The organism is Streptomyces sp. NBC_01381, assembly GCF_026340305.1.
GTDB lineage: Bacteria > Actinomycetota > Actinomycetes > Streptomycetales > Streptomycetaceae > Streptomyces.
Genome location: NZ_JAPEPI010000001.1, coordinates 3,334,417 through 3,354,413 on the forward strand (window position 1 = coordinate 3,334,417; position 19,997 = coordinate 3,354,413).

At 71.4% G+C, this 19,997-nt stretch carries 16 protein-coding genes; 7 read left to right on the top strand and 9 right to left on the bottom strand.

The window, feature by feature from the left end; all coding sequences use genetic code 11:
* Positions 1 to 60: 60 nt before the first annotated feature.
* Together OG453_RS15540 and OG453_RS15545 are read right to left on the bottom strand one after the other, a co-directional pair.
* On the bottom strand, positions 61 to 1,683 hold the full coding sequence (locus OG453_RS15540) for a SulP family inorganic anion transporter (RefSeq protein ID WP_266868281.1): 1,623 nt from the start codon (positions 1,681 to 1,683) through the stop codon (positions 61 to 63).
* Positions 1,683 to 2,294: a carbonic anhydrase gene (locus tag OG453_RS15545; protein WP_266868283.1), complete on the bottom strand. Its 612-nt coding sequence runs from the start codon at positions 2,292 to 2,294 to the stop codon at positions 1,683 to 1,685. Before OG453_RS15545 ends, OG453_RS15540 begins: the two co-directional genes overlap by 1 nt.
* A 179-nt stretch (positions 2,295 to 2,473) precedes the next feature.
* Between OG453_RS15545 and OG453_RS15550 the strand changes: the two genes are divergently transcribed.
* Together OG453_RS15550 and OG453_RS15555 are read left to right on the top strand one after the other, a co-directional pair.
* The gene (locus OG453_RS15550) at positions 2,474 to 3,187 is read left to right on the top strand and encodes a response regulator transcription factor (RefSeq protein ID WP_266868286.1); all 714 of its coding nucleotides are present in this window, start codon (positions 2,474 to 2,476) and stop codon (positions 3,185 to 3,187) included.
* A 13-nt stretch (positions 3,188 to 3,200) separates the two neighbouring features.
* Positions 3,201 to 4,730 (top strand): HAMP domain-containing sensor histidine kinase, encoded by a 1,530-nt coding sequence (locus OG453_RS15555; RefSeq protein WP_266868288.1) that lies wholly within the window; start codon positions 3,201 to 3,203, stop codon positions 4,728 to 4,730.
* Positions 4,731 to 4,801: 71 nt separating this feature from the next.
* On the opposite strand, the gene OG453_RS15560 is transcribed toward OG453_RS15555, so the two are convergent.
* From OG453_RS15560 to OG453_RS15570, 3 genes are all read right to left on the bottom strand, one after another.
* Positions 4,802 to 7,096 (bottom strand): ABC transporter permease, encoded by a 2,295-nt coding sequence (locus OG453_RS15560; RefSeq protein ID WP_266868290.1) that lies wholly within the window; start codon positions 7,094 to 7,096, stop codon positions 4,802 to 4,804.
* Positions 7,097 to 7,232: 136 nt separating this feature from the next.
* Positions 7,233 to 8,000, bottom strand: coding sequence for an ABC transporter ATP-binding protein (locus OG453_RS15565; RefSeq protein ID WP_266868292.1), 768 nt, complete (start codon positions 7,998 to 8,000; stop codon positions 7,233 to 7,235).
* Positions 8,000 to 8,512 (bottom strand): PadR family transcriptional regulator, encoded by a 513-nt coding sequence (locus tag OG453_RS15570; RefSeq protein WP_266868294.1) that lies wholly within the window; start codon positions 8,510 to 8,512, stop codon positions 8,000 to 8,002. The genes OG453_RS15565 and OG453_RS15570 overlap by 1 nt, the downstream gene beginning before the upstream one ends.
* 124 nt (positions 8,513 to 8,636) lie before the next feature.
* Here OG453_RS15570 and OG453_RS15575 point away from each other — a divergent pair, with 124 nt between their 5' ends.
* From OG453_RS15575 to OG453_RS15595, 5 genes are all read left to right on the top strand, one after another.
* Positions 8,637 to 9,902, top strand: coding sequence for an ABC transporter substrate-binding protein (locus tag OG453_RS15575; RefSeq protein ID WP_266868296.1), 1,266 nt, complete (start codon positions 8,637 to 8,639; stop codon positions 9,900 to 9,902).
* Between the two features lie 199 nt (positions 9,903 to 10,101).
* Positions 10,102 to 11,769 carry a glycoside hydrolase family 13 protein gene (locus OG453_RS15580; protein WP_266868298.1) on the top strand — a complete coding sequence of 556 codons (1,668 nt, stop codon included), beginning with the start codon at positions 10,102 to 10,104 and terminating at the stop codon, positions 11,767 to 11,769.
* Between the two features lie 55 nt (positions 11,770 to 11,824).
* Positions 11,825 to 13,147 carry an ABC transporter substrate-binding protein gene (locus OG453_RS15585; RefSeq protein ID WP_266868299.1) on the top strand — a complete coding sequence of 441 codons (1,323 nt, stop codon included), beginning with the start codon at positions 11,825 to 11,827 and terminating at the stop codon, positions 13,145 to 13,147.
* A 5-nt stretch (positions 13,148 to 13,152) separates the two neighbouring features.
* Entirely contained in the window at positions 13,153 to 14,505 is a 1,353-nt protein-coding gene (locus OG453_RS15590; protein ID WP_266868301.1) for an ABC transporter permease subunit, read from the top strand.
* The gene (locus OG453_RS15595) at positions 14,502 to 15,425 is read left to right on the top strand and encodes a carbohydrate ABC transporter permease (protein WP_266868303.1); all 924 of its coding nucleotides are present in this window, start codon (positions 14,502 to 14,504) and stop codon (positions 15,423 to 15,425) included. The genes OG453_RS15590 and OG453_RS15595 overlap by 4 nt, the downstream gene beginning before the upstream one ends.
* A gap of 96 nt (positions 15,426 to 15,521) precedes the next feature.
* Here OG453_RS15595 and pgl read toward each other — a convergent pair whose 3' ends face one another.
* Genes pgl through tal form a run of 4 tightly spaced genes read right to left on the bottom strand, consistent with a single transcriptional unit; the run spans position 15,522 to position 19,985 of the window.
* Positions 15,522 to 16,301, bottom strand: coding sequence for a 6-phosphogluconolactonase (gene pgl / locus OG453_RS15600; RefSeq protein WP_266868306.1), 780 nt, complete (start codon positions 16,299 to 16,301; stop codon positions 15,522 to 15,524).
* Complete coding sequence (gene opcA / locus OG453_RS15605) at positions 16,298 to 17,341, bottom strand: glucose-6-phosphate dehydrogenase assembly protein OpcA (RefSeq protein WP_266868308.1); 1,044 nt, start codon at positions 17,339 to 17,341, stop codon at positions 16,298 to 16,300. Before opcA ends, pgl begins: the two co-directional genes overlap by 4 nt.
* Positions 17,338 to 18,870 carry a glucose-6-phosphate dehydrogenase gene (gene zwf, locus OG453_RS15610; RefSeq protein WP_266869883.1) on the bottom strand — a complete coding sequence of 511 codons (1,533 nt, stop codon included), beginning with the start codon at positions 18,868 to 18,870 and terminating at the stop codon, positions 17,338 to 17,340. The genes opcA and zwf overlap by 4 nt, the downstream gene beginning before the upstream one ends.
* A complete protein-coding gene (tal, locus tag OG453_RS15615) occupies positions 18,867 to 19,985 on the bottom strand; it encodes a transaldolase (protein ID WP_266868310.1) in 1,119 nt (372 codons plus the stop codon). The genes zwf and tal overlap by 4 nt, the downstream gene beginning before the upstream one ends.
* Positions 19,986 to 19,997: the final 12 nt, after the last annotated feature.

A 19,997-nucleotide genomic window follows, 5' to 3' on the forward strand; every position in this document is an offset into this window, starting at 1 on the left:
AATCCTCTGGTGGATGGCTCTCGGCCAAGAGAGCCTGCTCCGCCAGAGGGTTCGCCTGTGTCAGGACCGACCGCCTTGCCGGGGGCCGAGGGGGCGCAGGTCCACATCCTGTTGCCCCGACAGGGGTGCCGGCTCCTTCCACGGCTCAGGGGCCGTCCTGGGCAGCAGCACCTCCACCGCCGTTCCCTTGCCGCGCTGTCGCTGTGCCCACTCCTCGACCTCCTCGCGGCAGGCGAGGTCCAGATGGGAGACGGCGGTCAGGTCGAGTTGGACACCGGAGCGGGCCGACAGGGGTTCCAGCGTGGCGATGAGCTGGGGGAGCCGCAGGAAGGTGGCGTTGCCGCTCATCACGAGGAGTGCGCTGTCGCCTTCGGTGACGGTGTCCATGCGCACGCGCGACATCCTTACCGCCGCAAGCAGGATCGCCACCGCGACGCCGGCGAGCACGCCCTCCAGCAGGTTGCCGACCACGATGGCGCCCGTGGTGACGACCATGACGACGCCCTCGCCCCGGTCCTTGCGCCACATCTCGGGGAACTGGCCCGGGTCGAGCAGCTTCCAGCCGCTGTGCACCAGGATTCCGGCGAGTACGGACACCGGTATCAGCCCGAGCACTCCCGGAAGCAGCAGGCCGAAGCCGAGCAGCCAGGCGCCGTGCAGGACACGGGACACCTTGGTGGTGGCGCCCGCCTGGACGTTGGCCGAGCTGCGCGCGATGACGGCGGTGATCGGCAAGGCGCCGAGCGCGCCCGCGACGGCGTTGCCGACGCCCTGGGAGAACAGTTCGGGGTTGTACCGGGTACGCGGCCCGCTGTGCATCCGGTCCACGGCCGCGGCGCTGAACAGGCTCTCGGCGGAGGCGATCACGGTGAACGTCACCACGACGCCGAGGACCGCCGGGTCCGCGAGCCCCGCGAACCGCTCTGGGCCCGGGATCAGTACGGCGTTCCCGAGGCTGCCGAAGTCGACGGTCTTCACGCCCATCCCAAGGAGCGCTGTGAGCAGCGCGCCGAGGGCGACGGCGACGAGCGGCGCGGGCAGCGCGCCGAGCGGTTTTGGGACCTTCTTCCACAGTGCGCAGATGGTGACGGCGAGTGCCCCGAGCGCCAGGGCTTGGGTCGCGGACCGGTCGGCGAAGGTATCGGGGAACAGGGCGGGCAGTCCCGCGATGTTCTTGAGCGCGTTGCCGAGCTGGGCGTGATCGGTGAGGGCGTACAGCTGGCCGAGGATGAGCGGGAGTCCGATGCCGGCGAGCATGCCGCCGATCACCGACACCGGGATGGCCTGGAAGAAGCGGCCCGCCTTGAGGGCGCCGAGCACCATCTGGAGGAGGCCGGTGGCGAGCACGATCGGGCCCAGCATCTCCAGGCCGTGGTCGGTGACGGCCTCGAGTACCAGCGCGGCGAGTCCGGCGGCCGGCCCGCTGACCTGGAGGTTGCTGCCGGGCAGGAAGCCGACGACGAGGCCGCCGACGATTCCGGAGATGATGCCGAGTGCCACCGGCACCCCGGAGGCGGCGGCGACGCCGATGCACAGGGGCAGCGCCACCAGGAACACGACGAGGGAGGCGACGACGTCGGTGGCGATCACACCTCCTGAGGGCGGCGGCGCGGATGTGCCCGGTCCTGCGGGCGCGCCCCGTCCTGCGGGAGCGGGGCGCTTGGCGTGCCGTCCGGAGCCCATCAGCCTTCCCCCGCAGACCAGTTGAGTATGTCGACCTCGCCCGTGTCGATCCGGTAGAACCAGCCGTGCAGCCGCACGTCACCCCGTTCGACGCCGGGCCGGACGGACGGATAGGTGGCGAGGGTGGTGAGCTGGGCGGCCACATGCCGGTGCACCAGGCGGGTCAGCGCCGGGTCGTATGCCGTCTCGGAAGAGCTGCCGGCCCCGGGACGGCCGAGGCCCAGTGAGGGCCGGGCGAGGTCCAGCCAGCGGCCGATACTCGGCAGCCCCGCGAGGTCGGTGCCGCTGACGAGGGCGTCGAGCGCCCCGCAGTGTGAGTGGCCGCAGACGACGATGTCGCGGACGCCGAGCACCTCCACGGCGTACGAGATGGTGGCGGCCTCGCTGCACGCCGGGCTGTGGTCGTACGGAGGCACGATGCTCCCGGCGGTGCGCAGTTCGAAGAGGTCGCCGGGTCCGGCACCCGTGATGTGGGCCGGGACCACCCGCGAGTCCGAGCAGGTGATGAACAGCGCCTGGGGTGCCTGGCCCTCGGCGAGCCTGCGATATTTGTCACTGTCGGCGCTCACGTGATGCCTGAACGACTGTGCACGCTCCAGTAGTTGCTGCATGGACGCGCTCCTTTCGTTTCGGGTGATCAGGACGCTAACCAGCGGCTTTGCGGCCACGGGAGGGCTCTGGCCGAGCGCTGGACGGACCTTGGCGAATTCCTGGGCCGCCCCTGTACTTGCCTTAACTCCTGTGCCGTCCGGGCCCGTTGGGGTGTGACGGCTGATGTACCTTCCGGGGCATGCGAGTGCTCCTTGTGGAGGACGACGAGACGATCGCCGAGCCGCTGGCCGACGGTCTCGGCCGGTACGGCTTCACCGTCACGCGGTGTGCCACGGGCGCGGAGGCGCTGGGCACGCCGCCCGGCGACTTCGTGCTGCTCGACCTGGGGCTGCCGGACATGGACGGCATCGACGTGTGCCGCGGGCTGCGCCAGGTTTCCCCGGTGCCGATCATCATGCTGACCGCGCGCGGCGGTGAGGCCGACCGCATCGTGGGCCTGGAACTCGGTGCGGACGACTACCTGGGGAAGCCGTTCTCGCTGCGCGAACTGGTTGCGCGGATGCGGGCGGTGACCCGGCGCACGGCCGCCCCGGCGCAGGCCTCGACCGCCGTACCGGCCCGGGCCCAGGCCCCTGCTCCCGTACCGGCACCGCCCGGCCCCCTCGTCGCAGGACCGCTCACCGTCGACCGGCGCACTCGCCACGTGCACATGGCGGGCGAGGGCGTGGCCCTGACCCCGAAGGAGTTCGACCTGCTGGCGCTGCTCATGCAGGACCCGGGCGCGGTGTTCCCGCGCAGACTGCTCCTGGAGGCGGTGTGGGAGGCGGATTTCTTCGGATCGACCAAGACTCTCGATGTCCATGTGGCCGCACTGCGGCGGAAGTTGGGCGATTCCGCATGGATCGAAACGGTGCGCGGAGTGGGGTTCCGGTTGGTCGCGCCGGGCGGCTGAGGAGGCCAGGGACGTGCGCTACCGCCTGCTGCGCAGCTACCTGATGCTTGCCGCGCTGGCCCTGATCGTGCTGGAACTGCCGCTCGGCCGCTTCTACTTGCGCTCGGAGGAGACCCGGGCACTGGCCGCGCTGGAGCGCAATGCCGAGGTGCTTGCCGCCTACGCCGACCAGTTGATCGAGGCGCGCGCCCCGGACCGGCTGCCCGCCCTGGCCCGCGACACGGCGGGACGCATCGCCGGCGAAGTCGTCGTCGTGGACGCCCGGGGCCAGCTCCTGGCCGCCTCGCCGGGGTTCAGCGAGCGTGAGCGCCGGAAGCTGGCGCGGCAGCCCGAGATCGTCACGTCACTGGGCGGCGGCTTCACGGCGGGCGTACGCCATGGGTCGGCCGGGGGTGAAGCGGTCGTGCACCTGGCCGTGCCCACCCGCCCCGGCCCGGTGTCGCGCGGCGCGGTACGGATCACCGTGCCGCGTTCGCAGATCATGGTCGACAGCCATGCGGTGTGGCTGTATCTGGGGGCGGCCGGGGCAGGTGTCCTCGCAGTCGCCGCCGTGGTGGCGTTCGCCATGGCGCGCTGGATCAGCCGCCCGGTCCTTGCGCTCCAGGAGGCGGCGGCGCGGGTCGCGGCGGGTGGCGATCTTGTCGTGCCCGCCCGCCGGACAACCGGGCCGCCCGAGATCCGCCGGCTCACCGAGACGCTGCGCATGACCGCCCGGCGCCTGGGCCATCTCCTTGCCGCCCAGCGGGCCTTCGCGGGGGAAGCCTCCCACCAGCTCAAGACGCCGCTGGCGGCACTGCGGCTGCGCCTCGAGAACCTGGAACAGGACCTCGCGCCGCGCGCACGGCGGGACTTGGAGGCGGCCCTCGCGGAGACCGACCGTCTTGCCCGGACGGCGGAGACGCTCCTTGCCCTGTCCCGCCTGGAGGAGTCCGGCAGCGCGCCCGAACCGATCGTCGTGGACGCCGTCGTGGCCGAGCGCGTCGCTTCGTGGGCGCCGGTCGCGGCGGCATCCGGTGTCTGGCTGGTCGCGGCAGGCGAGGCGGCGGGCCGGGTCTGGGCGCTGCCGGGTGCGGTGGAGCAGATCCTCGACAATCTGCTGTCCAACGCCGTACGGGTCTGTCCGACGGGCGGCACGGTCACCGTCCGCACCCACGTCGTGCGCCCGCGCCACAGGCTGAGCCGGCGTGCCCGCCGTAGCCGCGGGACCCAGGAGGACGGCGCCCCGCCGCAGTTGGTCGAGCTGCATGTGGTCGACGAAGGGCCGGGGCTCTCGCCGGAGGAGCGCGAGCGTGCCTTCGACCGGTTCTGGCGGGCCTCGGACGCGCCCAAGGGCGGGTCCGGTCTGGGCCTGCCGCTCGTCCGGCGCCTGGCGCGGGCGGCGGGCGGTGACGCCCGCCTGGACCAGGCACCGGGTTCCGGGGTCGACGCGGCGGTGACTCTGGTCCGTGCGACGAGCGCCGTCACCTGGCGGCGGCGCGAGGACAGAGCGGCCACGGCGCACCCTGATGGCCGACGGGCCCGGCCGTGGGCGGCCAGGCCCTGAATCCACCCCAGCTGAAGCAGGGGGATTCTTGGCTCACGCCGCCTGGCGCACCACCGCACAGAGCTCTGGCGTCAGGCGACCGCGCTCAGCGTGTCCGCGAGGCGGCGCCGGGCCGCTCGCGACGCCGGGAGCGCGGCAAGGGCGGCGGCTCCAAGGACCGCGGCCGAGCCGAAGAGGATGAGCAGAGCGGGGGACGGCATCCGGGCGATGCCGGCGCCGATGCCGTTCGACCGGCCCTGGGCGTCGATCAGCCAGTGCGCCAGGGGCAGCCCGAGGGCCGTGCCGGTGAGCGCGGCGGCGAGGGCGGTGCACCCCGTCGCCGTCACCGCGACCGCCGTGATCTGCCGTGGCGACAGGCCGATCGCCTTGAGGGCGAGCAGATCCCGTTCCCCCTCGCGCACCGTGCCGCCGATCGCGGTCAGCAGCTCGATGAGCCCGATCAGGGCGAGGACGGCGATCAGACCGATGACCACCGAGCGCAGGGGCGAGAGCCCGTCGGCCGGGTTGGTCACGGCCTGGACGTCGAGCTGTCCCCGCGAGGTCTTCGTCAGCTCGGCGCCGACCGCTGCGGGATCCGCGCCGGGGCGCAGCTGGAGCTGGTAGAGCGTGGGCCGGAGCTTCGGGTCGTTCTCCCGCAGCGTGTCGAGCGAGGTGGAGATGACCCGGCCGCTGTTCTCCGGCTCGATGTTGCGGCCCACGATGTGCAGGATCTGCGGGCGCCCGCCCACCGTCATCCGCACCCAGTCACCGACGCGTACGTCCAGTGCGTCGAGGAGCCCCTGTCCGGCCACCGCCTCGTCCGGGCCGCGCGCCGGGCGGCCCTCGGCCAGGGTGAAGGGGTACGGGTCCTGGTGCGTGCCCAGGCCGCGCAGCGCGATGGTGCCGGTCTGGCCGGGGACGAGGGCGGCCACCTCGATGCCTGGATGGACCCCGGTGACCTGCCGGTTTCCGGCGAGCAGATCCCGCGCCCCGGAGTCGGTCAGGTCCTCGTCGGCGCGGGCGGTGAGCGCCGCCGCGAGGCCCAGCTCCTGGGGCTTGTCGTGGAACCGGTCGATGGTGGTCCAGGCGCTCAGCGCGACCACGATCAGCAGGAGCGGCAGGGCGAGGCGGGCGATCGCGGACAGAGAGCGCGGCCGCCGCGTGAACGCCTTGTGCCAGCCGAGGACCAGCGCGGGCGGCAGCCGCAGCCCCAGTGCCCCGCGCGCCACGCCGGACAGACGCCCGCCGGGCGCCACCGCGGCCCGCAGCACCGGCACCGACGGCACCCGCCCGGCCCGCCACGCGGCGAGCCCCGTCATGGCCCCGATGAAGAGGACCACGGCGGCCGGCACCCCGAACAGGGCCGCCGTATGCTCCGGCAGCCCCTGCCACACGCCGACCGCGTCGCCGAGCCGCCCCGGGACGCGGCTGCCCAGGGTCTGGATGAGAGCCGTCGCCACCGCGGCGCCGAGCAGGGCGTACGCCAGATGCTGGACGAGGAAGCTGCGCACCACCTGGCCGGGGGTGAAGCCGATGGCCTTCAGGACCGAGATGTCGCGCAGATGGCCCCGGATACGGGTGTCGATGGCGCCGTACACGGCAAGGGCGGCGGCCACCAGGGCGCCCAGGCCGAAGAGGCCGAGCACCTGGCCGAGCAGCCGGTTGCCGCCCTGGGCCTCCGCGCGTGCCTGCTGCCAGTGGGAGACCTGGGTGACCGCTCCGGCGCCCAGGGTCGTGACGGCGCGCTGCACCGCGTAGTCCGTGTCGCCGGGGTCGGCGAGGCGGAGGCCGACGACCTGGCCCGAGCGTCCTTCGGCCCGCTGCACGACGGACGGGGGAGCCCAGACGAGTCCGGACCGCTCCCCGGGGCTGTAGCCGGGCTCGGCGCTGTCGGCGACGCCGAGGACGGTCAGGGTGCGCGCGGTGCCGGGCAGCTTCAGGGTGTCGCCGGGCTCGGCCCACAGCGCACGGGCGAGGCCGTGTTCGAGGACGACGCCGTCCGGAGTGGCCGGGTCCAGCCAGCGGCCCGAGGTGAGCAGGGGGCGCCCGGTGGCGGGCGGTGCCCCGGTGGCTCCGCGCAGTTCGACGGAGGCACGGGCGCCGTGTGACTCGACGGCGGTCGCGGCGGTCCGGTACGGCCCGGAGACGGACTCGACGCCGCCGAGCCGGGCAAGGCGGCCCGCGTCGGTGTCGGCCCCGGTGTGGATCCACACATGGGCGCCCCGTGACTGGGTGAAGACGCGCTGCCAGGGGTTGGTGGCGTACCCGAAGAGCGCCGACGCAAGGAGCAGCGAGGCGACGATCCCGGCGGTGGCGAGCACGATGAACAGCGCCTCGCCACGGTGCGTCCGCAGATCGGCGTGCGCCCAGCGCAGGGTGGCCCGCATGTCCTCAGCCCCTCGGCCCGAGAGCGCGTGCGGCGGGGCGGTGCGTGGGCAGCAACCCGCGTACGGCGCGAGGGCTTGTCGGCGGATGGCCGGGCACTGCGGGACGGCTCGTCGGCGGGTGGGCGTGCACGTGAGGTCAGTCCTTCAGTTCGAGCACGCCGGAGATGCCGGTGCCGCGCGGCAGTGCGCCGCCGAGCTCGGCGTCGTCGGCGATCCGGCCGTCGAAGAAGCTGATGACGCGGTCCGCGGAGCTCGCGAGCCGTGCGTCATGGGTGACGAGCACAATCGTCTGACCGCGCTGGTGGAAGCGGGACAGCAGGCGCATCACCTCGCGCGTCCCCTTGCTGTCCAGGCTGCCCGCGGGCTCGTCGGCCAGGAGCAGGGAAGGGTGGTTGACCAGGGCGCGGGCCAGCGCGACGCGCTGCTGCTCGCCGCCGGACAGCTCGCCCGGCATGCTGCGCTCCTTGCCCTGGAGGCCGAGCTCGGCCAGGAGCTCCTCGCGCTCGGCGCGCGCCTGTTTCGGCGAGGTCCCGGCGAGCAGCGCGGGCAGCTCCACATTGTCGGCGACCGACAGATTGGAGACGAGGTTGAAGAACTGGAAGACGATGCCGATCCGGCGTCTGCGCTCCACCGCCCAGCGCGCCTCGCTGTAGGAGTCGGTGGACTCGCCGTCCAGGCGGATGCTGCCGCTGTCCGGCCGCTGGAGCCCGCCGAGCAGATGCAGCAGGGTCGACTTCCCGGCGCCGGAGGGCCCGGTGACGGCGACGAACTCGCCCTGCCGTATGCAGAGATCGACACCGCGTACGGCAGGGGCGGGCGCGCCCTCGCCGTAGTGGGTCTTGACCAGGCCCTCGGCCTCGAGGAGGGGAGGCAGGGGAGACGGCGTGGAGGGACGGTCGTTCACTACTGTTCCTCCAGCTCTTCCTGGCACCGCTCGAGCCAGTCGAGGTCGGCCTGCAGATGCAGCATGGCGCCCTCGATCAGCAGTTGGGAGATGCGGTTGTCCCGGTTCTCGGCCGCGGACAGCTTCGACAGATCGCGCATGGTGTTCAGGTACTGGCGCCGCTGTTTGTTTATCAGGGCGATCTGGTCGGCGAGGCCGGTCCGCGGGGCGAGCGCGAGCTTCATGAAGAACTCGTCCCGCACCCGCGGCTCGTCCGCCGTCTCCTCGTACCAGGCGTGCAGCGCTTCCCGCCCGGCGTCGGTGAGGTGGTAGATCTTCTTGTTGGGCCGGCTCGACTGCTCGACTTCCTCGCCCTCGATCAGTCCCGACTTCTCGAGGCGGCCGAGCGTCACATAGATCTGGCCGACGTTCGGCTGAGGGTACGCGGAGCCGAGGAGTTGCTCAAGGTCCTGCTTGAGCTCGTAGCCGTGGGCCGGGCCTCGCGCCAGGAGAGCAAGGAGGGGCAGCCGCACTCGTGCTCTCCTCCTCGCATCCTCGTATTGTGCTCCAGGCCCTAGTATCGCCCATACCTAACGGGTATACATGGCCCCTGACGCATGGCGAAGGTGCCGGGCGCCGGTGTACAGGGAGGAACCTATGCGGTGGATACGTGCCGCGGGTAGGGGACTCCTGGTCATCGCCGTGATCCTGTCCGGGTACGTCGCATCGGGAACCCGGTCCGACACGGTATCCGGCGACGGACGCGGCCCCCTCACGCTGGCCACCGCGGGCGATCTCACCGGCTATCTGGGCCCGCTCCTCGAGGGCTGGAACCGCACCCACCCCGGCGAGAAGGTCACCCTCGTCGAGCTCCCGGACTCCGCCGACGAGACCCATGCGCAGATGACCACCGATCTGCGCTCGGACAGCAGCCGCTTCGACGTGCTCAACATCGACGTCGCCTGGACCTCGGAGTTCGCCGCCGCGGGCTGGATCGCCCCGCTGCGGCGCGACAGCTTCCCGCTGAAGAGCTTCCTGCCGCCGGTCGTGGACACGGCCACGTACGACGGGAAGCTGTACGCGGTTCCCTACGTCACCAACGCCGGGCTGCTCCTGTACCGCAAGGACGTCCTGGCCAAGGAGGGCATCGCGCCGCCGCGTACCTGGGCCGAGCTCGAACGGGCGGCGAAGACCATCGCCCCCAAGTACGGACTCGACGGATACGCGGGCCAGTTCCTCCCCTACGAAGGGCTCACCGTGAACGCCGCCGAGGCGGTCTACTCGGCGGGCGGCACGATCCTCGGCGACGACGGCGAGCGCGTCACGGTCAACTCCACGGCGGCCCGCGAGGGCATCGGGTTCCTCGCCCGCGGGGTGCGCGAGGGCTGGATCCCGAAGAAGGCCCTGACGTATAAGGAGGAAGAGTCCCGGCAGGCCTTCCAGGACGGCCGGCTGCTCTTCCTGCGCAACTGGCCGTACGCGTACGTCAGCGCGTCCGGCGAGAAGTCCGAGGTCGCGGGGAAGGTCGGCGCCGTACAGCTGCCGGGGGCCGACGGCCCGGGGACGAGTGTGCTCGGCGGCTCGAACCTCGCCGTCAGCTCGCATGCGCGGCACCCCGATTCCGCCGCCCGCCTTCTCGCGTATCTCACCGGCGAGAAGGTGCAGCGGCAGGTCCTCACGCGGGGCGCGCTGCCGCCCGTGCGGGCCGCGCTCTATCGGGACCCCGGTCTCATCCGGAAGTTCCCGTATCTGCCGACGCTGCGCGCGAGCGTGCTCGCGGCGGCACCGCGCCCCAAGAGCCCCCGCTACGACCAGGTGAGCCTGGCGGTGCAGGCCGCCGTGCATGACGCCATGGCCGGGAATCAGTCGCCCGACGCGGCGGTGCGGCGCCTTGCGCGGGAGCTTGCGGCGATCTCGCGCTAGCTGTCCTAGTTACATGTTAGGTATCTGAGGCGAGCTTCAGAGGCCTCAGGTGCACCAAAAACTCTGGACATAACACCTCAATTCATCCCCGCTTTCTGCCTACTCGTTGACACCTCTGCGACATGCCTACTTAACATGCATGCATAACCGCTCGGGTCGCGGTCACTCCACGCACTTCACGTAGACAGGTCAACGGGTCATGCTCACAGTCCCGGCCGGCGACGGCCTCGCGCGCCTCCACCCGCACCACTGGTGGCGGGACGCAGTGATCTATCAGGTGTACGTCCGCAGCTTCCTGGACAGCACCGGTGACGGCATCGGCGATCTCGCCGGGGTCCGCGCGGGCCTGCCGTATCTGAAGAAGCTCGGCGTCGACGGCATCTGGCTGAGCCCCTTCTACCCCTCGCCCCAGCACGACCACGGCTACGACGTCGCCGACTACTGCGACGTGGACCCGATCTTCGGCAACCTCGCCGAGTTCGACCTGCTGATGGCCGACGCCCGGCGCCTGGGCGTCAAGGTGCTCCTGGACATCGTCCCCAACCACTGCTCCAGTGACCACGACTGGTTCCGCGAGGCGCTCGCCGCGGAGCCCGGCAGCGCGGCGCGCGCCCGCTTCCACTTCGCCGAGGGCCGCGGCCCGCACGGCGAGGAGCCGCCCAACAACTGGCACGCCATGTTCGGCGGCCCCGCCTGGACCCGCGTCACCGAGCCGGACGGCACCCCCGGCCAGTGGTACCTGCACATGTTCACGCCCGAGCAGCCGGACCTGAACTGGCGCAACCCCGAGGTCGGCGCCCACTTCGACCACGCGCTGCGGTTCTGGCTCGACCGGGGCGTCGACGGCTTCCGCATCGATGTGGCCGCCGGGCTCTTCAAGCACCCCGACCTGCCGGACTCGCCGGACCCCGAGGCCGACGCCCGCACCCGCGACTCGGTCAACCCCCTCGCCTGGAACCAGCCCGAGGTGCACGACGTGTGGCGGCACTGGCGGGCCGTGTGCGAGGAGTACACCGCACGCGACGGCCACGAGCGCCTCCTCGTCGGCGAGGTCTCCGTGCCGACCGCCCGCGAACACGCCCAGTACGTACGCCCCGACGAACTCCACCAGGCGTTCTTCTTCGACCTGCTGGGCGCGCCCTGGGACGCGGACGCCTTCCGCAAGGTCATCGACGAGGCGATGCGGGACATCGCGGGCACCGGCTCCACGGTCACCTGGGTGCTCAACAACCACGACCAGGTCCGCACGGTCACGCGGTACGGCGAGTCCGGCACCGAGGGCAGCGGCCTCGGCGCCACCCGGGCACGGGCCGCGGCGCTGCTCATGCTCTCGCTGCCCGGAGCCGCGTACATCTACCAGGGCGAGGAGCTCGGCCTTCCCGAGGTCGACGATCTGCCCGACGAGGTGCTCACCGACCCGATCTTCCACCGCACCGGCAGCCGGGCCCGGATCCGCGACGGCTGCCGGGTGCCGCTGCCGTGGTCCGGGCACGCGTCGCCGTTCGGCTTCACCTCCGGGGCCGAGAGCGCCAAGCCGTGGCTGCCGCAGCCCGCGTGGTTCGCCGAGCACGCCACCGACCGCGCGCTCGCCGACACCCGCTCCTTCTGGCACCTCTACCGCGACGGACTCCAACTGCGCGCCGGGCTGCCCCAGTTGGGAGAGGGAGCGCTGCGCTGGCTGCAGACGCCGCCCGGGGTCCTAGCCTTCGTGCGCGGCGACGGCCTGGTGTGCGCGGTCAACTTCGGCACGGCTCCGGTGCCCGCGCCCGTCTCCGGCGCCCCGCTGCTTTCCAGCGGTCCGTGCCCGACCGGCGTCCTGCCCGGCTCCACCGCCGCCTGGTGGATCAGTGACTGCACCAACCCCTGAGATCCGCTCCACCCAAGAGACCGTCAACTCCTTTGCCCCCGAAGGGACATCAACGATGATGCGACGACGTATCACGCTTGCGAGCTGCACCGCCCTCGCCCTGGCCATGGGCGCCACCGCCTGCGGCGGTGGCGACGTCAGCGCCGGTGGCGGTGACAAGTCGCTCGACGGCCAGACGATCACCGTCGCCGGCGTCTGGTCCGGCAGCGAGCAGAAGAACTTCCAGAAGGTGCTCGACGCCTTCGGCGAGGAGACCGGGGCCAAGGCCCAGTTCGTCTCCACCGGTGACAACGTCTCCACCGTCGTCGGCAGCAAGATCGAGGGCGGCAACGCCCCCGACGTCGTGATGGTCCCGCAGGTCGGCGTCCTGAAGCAGTTCGCCAAGAAGGGCTGGCTCAAGCCCCTGTCCCAGAAGACCGAGCAGGCCGTCGACACCAACTACGCGAGCGTGTGGAAGAAGTACGGCAGCGTCGAAGGCGCCCTCTACGGCCTCTACTTCAAGGCCGCGCACAAGTCGACCGTCTGGTACAGCCCCGAAGCCCTCGACCAGGCGGGCGTCAAGACCCCCAAGACGTACGAGGACATGCTCAAGGCGGGCGGGACGGTCTCCGACTCGGGGCTCGCCGCCTTCTCCGTCGCGGGACAGGACGGCTGGACCCTCACCGACTGGTTCGAGAACATCTACCTCTCGCAGGCCGGGCCCGAGAAGTACGACCAGCTCGCCGCGCACAAGATCAAGTGGACCGACCCGTCCGTGGTCGACGCGCTCACCACCCTCGGCAAGCTCTTCAAGGACGAGCAGCTGATCGCCGGCGGCCGCAAGGAGGCCCTGAGCACCGACTTCCCGGGCTCCGTCGAGAAGGTCTTCGGGCCCGAGCCCAAGGCGGGCATGGTCTACGAGGGCGACTTCGTGGCCGGTGTCGCCAAGGACCAGTTCGACAAGAAGATCGGTACGGACGCCGACTTCTTCCCCTTCCCCGCGGTCGACGGCGGCAAGGCACCCGTGGTCAGCGGCGGTGACGCCGCGGTCGTCCTGAAGGACGGCAAGAACCAGGAGGGCGCCATGAAGTTCCTGGAGTACCTGGCGACCCCCGAGGCGGCCGCCGTGTGGGCCGAGGCGGGCGGCTTCCTCTCCCCGAACAAGAAGGTCGACCTCGCGTCGTACGGCGACGACGTCAGCCGCGAGACCGCCAAGTCCCTTGTCGGCGCAGGTGATTCGGTCCGCTTCGACATGTCCGACCAGGCCCCCGCGGCCTTCGGCGGCACCAAGGGCATGGGCGAGTGGAAGCTCCTCCAGGACTTCCTGCGCGACCCGTCCGACCCGAAGGCCACGGCGCGGCGGCTCGAGGCCGCGGCCGCCAAGGCCGACAAGGGCTGATCGCCGTGACCGCCACTTCCGCCACCTCCGCCGGGCCCCCGGCCGCCACCGAGGCCGCCCGGCGCAGGCGCCGCGGGCGGGTCATCGCCGTCGTCTTCGTGCTGCCCGCCCTGCTCCTGCTCGGCGCCCTCGTCGTCTACCCCGTGCTGTTCTCGGCGGGACGCAGCTTCTTCGACGCCTCCGGCACGGAGTTCGTCGGCGGCGACAACTACACCGAGATGTTCCGCGACCCGGCCACGCTCAAGGCCATCCGCAACAGCGTCATCTGGGTGGTCATAGCCCCGACGCTGCTCACCGGGCTCGGCCTCATCCTGGCCGTCCTGGTCGAGAAGATCCGCTGGGCCACCGCGTTCAAGCTGCTGCTCTTCATGCCCATGGCGGTCTCGTTCCTCGCCGCGGGCATCATCTTCCGGCTCGCGTACGACGAGGACCCCGAGAAGGGTGTCCTGAACGCCGCCGTGGTGGGCGTGCACGACGCCTTCGAGGGCACCTCCTCCTATCCGACCGCGCGTGCCCGTGACGGCCAGGGCCTGACCAAGGGCGCCGACGGCTCGTACCGTACGACGGCCGCCGCGTCCCCCGGCCAGACGGTCGGTCTCGGCCTTGTCGGCGTCGCGCCCAAGGACCTGCCCGAGGACGCCGCGCCCGCATACGCGGCGGCCGGGCGGACGGCCGGCGCGCAGGAACTGCGCGGTGTCGTCTACCTGGACTTCGTACCCGGCGGGGGAGGGAAGCAGGGCGAGACGGACCGGGCCGAGAGCGGACTGCCGCAGATGCAGGTCGAGGCGGTGCAGGGCGGCAAGACGGTCGCGAGCACCACCACCGGCGCCGACGGCTCCTTCCGCTTCACGGACCTCGACCCCGGTACGGCGTACAGCGTGCGGCTGCCCGCGGAGAACTTCGCCGCGCCCTACGAAGGCGTCTCCTGGCTGGGCCCCGCCCTCGTCACCCCGGCCATCATCGGCGCGTATCTGTGGATCTGGACGGGCTTCGCCATGGTGCTCATCGGCGCCGGGCTCGCCGCGCTGCCGCGCGACGCCCTGGAGGCGGCCCGGATGGACGGCGCCAGTGAGTGGCAGGTCTTCCGCCGGATCACCGTGCCGCTGCTCGCGCCCGTCCTCACCGTGGTCTTCGTGACCCTGGTGATCAACGTGATGAAGGTCTTCGACCTCGTCTACATCATCGCGCCGGGGCCCGTGCAGGAGGACGCCACGGTCCTCGCCACCCAGATGTGGCTGGTCTCCTTCGGCGGCGGCAACAACCAGGGCCTCGGCAGCGCGCTCGGCATGCTCCTGCTGCTCCTGGTGATCCCCGCCATGGTGTTCAACGTCCGCCGCTTCCGCAGGAGTCAGTCATGACCGTCACCACTCCCGAACGGCAGGCCGTGGCGCCGGACAAGGAACCGGCGGCCGCCGCACCGGCCACCCGCCCCCGCCCCAAGGGCCGGATCGGCCGGTGGCTCGGCAGCAGCCTGGTCCAGGCGTTCCTCGTGGTCGTCGCGCTTGTCTGGATCACCCCGCTCGCCGGGCTCTTCCTCTCCTCGCTGCGTTCCGCCCAGGACAACGCGAGCGGCGGCTGGTGGACCTCCCTGAGCAGCCCGGCGCAGCTGTCCTTCGACAACTACTCGGCGCTGCTCGGCAACGCCGGGATGACGCAGGCGTTCTGGAACACCGTCCTGATCTCGGTGCCCGCGACCGCCCTGGTCGTCGTCATCGCGGCCCTCGCCGCGTACGCCTTCGCCTGGCTGGAGTTCCCCGGCAGGGACCCGCTGTTCCTGCTCGTGGTGGCGCTGCTCGTGGTGCCGATGCAGATCGGCCTGCTTCCGGTGGCCAAGCTCTTCGGTGAGCTGGGGCTTTTCGGCACCATCCCGGGCGTGGTGCTCTTCCACGTCGCCTACGGACTGCCGTTCGCCATCTTCCTGCTGCGCAACTACTTCGCCGAGATGCCGAAGGAGATGCTGGAGGCGGCCCGGATGGACGGCGGCACGGAGTGGCGGATCTTCACGCGGCTCGTGCTGCCGGTGGGGCGTCCTGCCATCGCGAGCCTGGCCATCTTCCAGTTCCTCTGGGTGTGGAACGACATGCTGGTGGCGCTGCTCTTCGCCGACAGCGCCTCGCAGCCGCTGACCGTGGAACTGCAGTCGCAGATCCGGCAGTTCGGCAGCAACATCGATGTGCTCGCGCCCGGCGCGTTCCTCTCGCTGGTCGTCCCGGTGGTCGTGTTCTTCGCGTTCCAGCGGCACTTCGTGCAGGGGGTGATGGCGGGCTCCGTCAAGTGAGCCCGTACGTACGGGAGTTGCCCGTACGCACAACGCGCCGCGGCCCGGTCCTCCACGGGGGAGGACCGGGCCGCGGCACGTGCGTCGTCGCTGCCGTCAGGCCGACGCCGGCGGATACAGATCGCGCGGCAGCTGCGAGGCCGCCGCCGCGTCGAGCAGCCACAGGGTGCGTGACCGACCGTAGGCGCCGGCCGCGGGGGCCTGCACCTCGCCCGCTCCGGAGAGGGCGATCGCCGCGGCGTTCGCCTTGTCCTCGCCCGCCGCGAGCAGCCACACCTCGCGGGCCGCCCGGATCGCCGGGAGGGTGAGCGTGATGCGGGTGGGCGGCGGCTTGGGCGCGCCGTGCACGCCGACCACCGTGCGCTCCGTCTCACGGACCGCGGGCAGCTCCGGGAAGAGCGAGGCGACATGGGTGTCCGGGCCGACGCCCAGCATCAGTACGTCGAACGTCGGCACCGGACCGTGGTCCTCGGGCCCGGCCGCCGCGGAGAGCTCGGCGGCGTACTGCGCCGCCGCCGCGTCCGCCTCGTACACGCCGTCCGACGCGGGCATCGGATGCACCCGGGCCGGGTTCAGCGGCACCGAGTCGAGCAGCGCCTCCTTGGCCTGGGTGTAGTTGCGCTCCGGGTCGCCGTCCGGCAGGAAGCGCTCGTCGCCCCACCACAGGTCGAGGCGCGACCAGTCGACCGCGTCCTTCGCCGGGGCCGAACTGAGCGCCGCAAGGAGGCCGTTGCCGTTGCGGCCGCCGGTGAGGACCACTGACGCGTAGCCCCTGGCGGACTGCGCGTCGACGATCTTCGTGATGAGGCGGGCCGCCGCGGCCTGCGCCATCAGCTCCTTGTCGCGGTGGACGACGAGCTGCGGAGCCGCACTCACTTCGCCGCCGCCTTCTTGGCCGGGGCCTTCTTCGCCGGGGCGGCCTTCTTCGGCTCGTCGGCGGACTGCTCGCCGGCGGACGGCTCGGCCGCCGGCGCCGCCGGCTGCTTCACCGGCTCACCGAGCCGCTCCACGCCGAACTTCAGCGCGGACGCGTAGGTGTCGTCCGGGTCGAGCCGGCGCAGCTCCTCGGCGATCAGCTCGGCCGTCTCACGGCGCTTGAGCGCCACCGCACGGTCGGGCTGCCCCTGGACGGAGAGCGTCGCGAGCGAGCCGTCGGAGCGGCCGAGCACGATGGGACCGCAGTCGGTCTCCATGCGTACGCCGGTCAGGCCAGGGCCCGTCGAGATCGAACGCTTCACGGGGACATCGAGGCGGTCCGCGAGCCACATCGCGAGCAGCTCGCAGCTCGGGTTGAACTCCTCGCCCTCCACCTCGACCGACGTGACCTTGCAGGTGACCTGGTCAAGGGCGGCCGCGAGCATCGAGCGCCACGGCGTGATCCGGGTCCAGGACAGGTCCGTGTCGCCGGGGTGGTACGCCTCGGCACGCGCGGCCAGCTCGTGGATCGGCTGCTCCGCGGCGTAGGTGTCCGTGACGCGGCGCTGGGCCAGGGCGCCCAGCGGGTCGTTGGACGGGTCGAGCGGGGCGCTCACCGGCCACCAGACGACCACGGGGGCGTCGGGAAGCAGCAGCGGCAGGACGACCGACTGGGCGTGGTTGATGACCTCGCCGTACAGCCGCAGGATCACCGTCTCGCCGGTGCCCGCCTCGACGCCCACCCGCACCTCGGCGTCGAGCCGCGACGACGTGCGGTCACGCGGCGAGCGCGCGGCGCGCCGGATGACGACGAGGGTGCGCGAGGGGTGCTCGCGGGACGCGTCGTTGGCGGCCTTCAGGGAGTCGTAGGCGTTCTCCTCGTCGGTGACGATGACGAGGGTGAGGACCATGCCGACGGCCGGGGTGCCGATCGCGCGGCGGCCCTGCACGAGCGCCTTGTTGATCTTGCTGGACGTGGTGTCCGTAAGGTCGATCTTCATGGCCGACGCCAGCTCCGTCCGTCTCGTGCGAGCATTTCGTCCGCCTCGGTCGGGCCCCAGGTGCCTGCCGGGTACTGCGCGGGCTTGCCGTGCCTGTCCCAGTACTCCTCGATCGGGTCGAGGATGTTCCAGGACAGCTCGACCTCCTCCGTGCGCGGGAAGAGGTTGGCGTCGCCGAGCAGGACGTCCAGGATCAGGCGCTCGTACGCCTCGGGGCTGGACTCGGTGAAGGACTCGCCGTACGCGAAGTCCATCGACACGTCGCGGATCTCCATCGACGTGCCCGGCACCTTGGAGCCGAAGCGGACCGTGATGCCCTCGTCCGGCTGGACGCGGATGACGATCGCGTTCTGCCCGAGCTCCTCGGTTGCCGTGTGGTCGAAGGGGGAGTGCGGGGCGCGCTGGAAGACGACCGCGATCTCCGTGACGCGACGGCCCAGGCGCTTGCCCGTGCGCAGATAGAAGGGGACGCCCGCCCAGCGGCGGTTGTCCACCTCCAGCTTGATGGCCGCGTAGGTGTCGGTCTTCGACTTGGGGTCGATGCCGTCTTCCTGGAGATAGCCGACGGCCTTCTCGCCGCCCTGCCAGCCCGCCGCGTACTGCCCGCGGACCGTGCTCTCGCCGAGGTCCTTGGGCAGCCGGACGGCGCCTAGCACCTTCGCCTTCTCGGCGACGAGCGCGTCCGCGTCGAAGGAGGCGGGCTCCTCCATCGCGGTCAGCGCCATCAGCTGGAGGAGGTGGTTCTGGATGACGTCACGGGCGGCGCCGATGCCGTCGTAGTAGCCGGCGCGGCCGCCGATGCCGATGTCCTCGGCCATGGTGATCTGAATGTGGTCCACGTACGACCGGTTCCAGATCGGCTCGAACATCTGGTTGGCGAAGCGCAGCGCCAGGATGTTCTGGACGGTCTCCTTGCCGAGGTAGTGGTCGATCCGGAACACCTGGTCCGGGTCGAACACCTCGTGCACGATCGAGTTGAGCTCCTGGGCGGACGCCAGGTTGTGCCCGAAGGGCTTCTCGATGACCGCGCGCCGCCAGGACCCCTCGGGGGCGTCCGCGAGCCCGTGCTTCTTGAGCTGCTGGACGACGTCCGGGAAGAACTTCGGCGGTACGGACAGGTAGAAGGCGAAGTTGCCGCCCGTGCCCTGCGCCTTGTCGAGGTCCTGGATGGTGGCCTTGAGCTGCTCGAAGGCGGTGTCGTCGTCGAAGTTGCCCTGGACGAAGCGCATGCCCTGGATGAGCTGCTGCCAGACCTCCTCGCGGAAGGGGGTGCGCGCGTGCTGCTTGACCGCGTCGTGCACCTCCTGCGCGAAGTCCTCGTCCTGCCACTCGCGCCGGGCGAAACCGATCAGGGAAAAGCCCGGCGGAAGAAGGCCTCGGTTGGCGAGGTCATAGACAGCGGGCATCAGCTTTTTACGGGACAAATCGCCCGTGACGCCAAAGATGACCAGGCCCGACGGCCCCGCGATACGCGGGAGCCGTCGGTCTGCGGCGTCACGCAGCGGATTGCTGCTTGACAAGATGGTCAGCCCTCCGAAGGGGTGAGGCGCTTGAGCTCCGCCTCGGTGGACTTGAGCAGGTCGTTCCAGGACGCCTCGAACTTGTCGACGCCCTCGTCCTCCAGAAGCTGTACGACGTCGTCGTAGCTGATGCCGAGCTTCTCGACGGCCTCGATCTCGCCGCGCGACGCGTCGTACGTGCCGGCCACGGTGTTGCCCGTGATCCGGCCGTGGTCGGCGGTGGCCTCCAGGGTGGCCTCCGGCATGGTGTTCACCGTGTTCGGCGCGACCAGGTCGTCGACGTACAGGGTGTCCTTGTACGCCGGGTCCTTGACGCCGGTCGAGGCCCACAGCGGACGCTGCTTGTTGGCCTGCGCCTTGTCGAGTGCGGCCCAGCGGTCGGAGGAGAAGACGTCCTCGTACGCCTCGTAGGCCAGACGCGCGTTGGCGAGCGCCGCCTTGCCCTTGAGGGACTTGGCCTCGTCGGTGCCCAGGCCGTCCAGGCGCTTGTCGATCTCGGTGTCCACGCGGGACACGAAGAAGGACGCCACCGAGTGGATCTTGGAGAGGTCCAGGCCCGCGGCCTTCGCCTTCTCCAGGCCCGCCAGGTACGCGTCCATGACCTCGCGGTAGCGCTCGAGCGAGAAGATCAGCGTCACGTTCACGCTGATGCCCTTGCCGATGACCTCGGTGATCGCGGGCAGGCCCGCCTTCGTCGCCGGGATCTTGATGAGGGTGTTCGGGCGGTCCACCAGCCAGGCGAGCTGCTTGGCCTCGGCGACCGTCGCCTCGGTGTTGTGCGCCAGGCGCGGGTCGACCTCGATGGACACGCGGCCGTCCTGGCCGCCCGTCGCGTCGAAGACCGGGCGCAGGATGTCGGCGGCGTCACGGACGTCCGCCGTCGTGATCATGCGGATGGCCTCTTCGACGGTGACCTTGCGGGCGGCGAGGTCGGCGAGCTGCTGCTCGTAACCGTCACCGCTGCTGATCGCCTTCTGGAAGATCGACGGGTTCGTCGTGACACCCACCACGTGGCTCTGGTCGATCAGTTCGGCGAGGTTGCCGGACGTGATCCGCTTGCGCGACAGGTCGTCCAGCCAGATCGCGACGCCTTCGTCGGAGAGGCGCTTGAGTGCGTCTGTCATGGGATTACATCT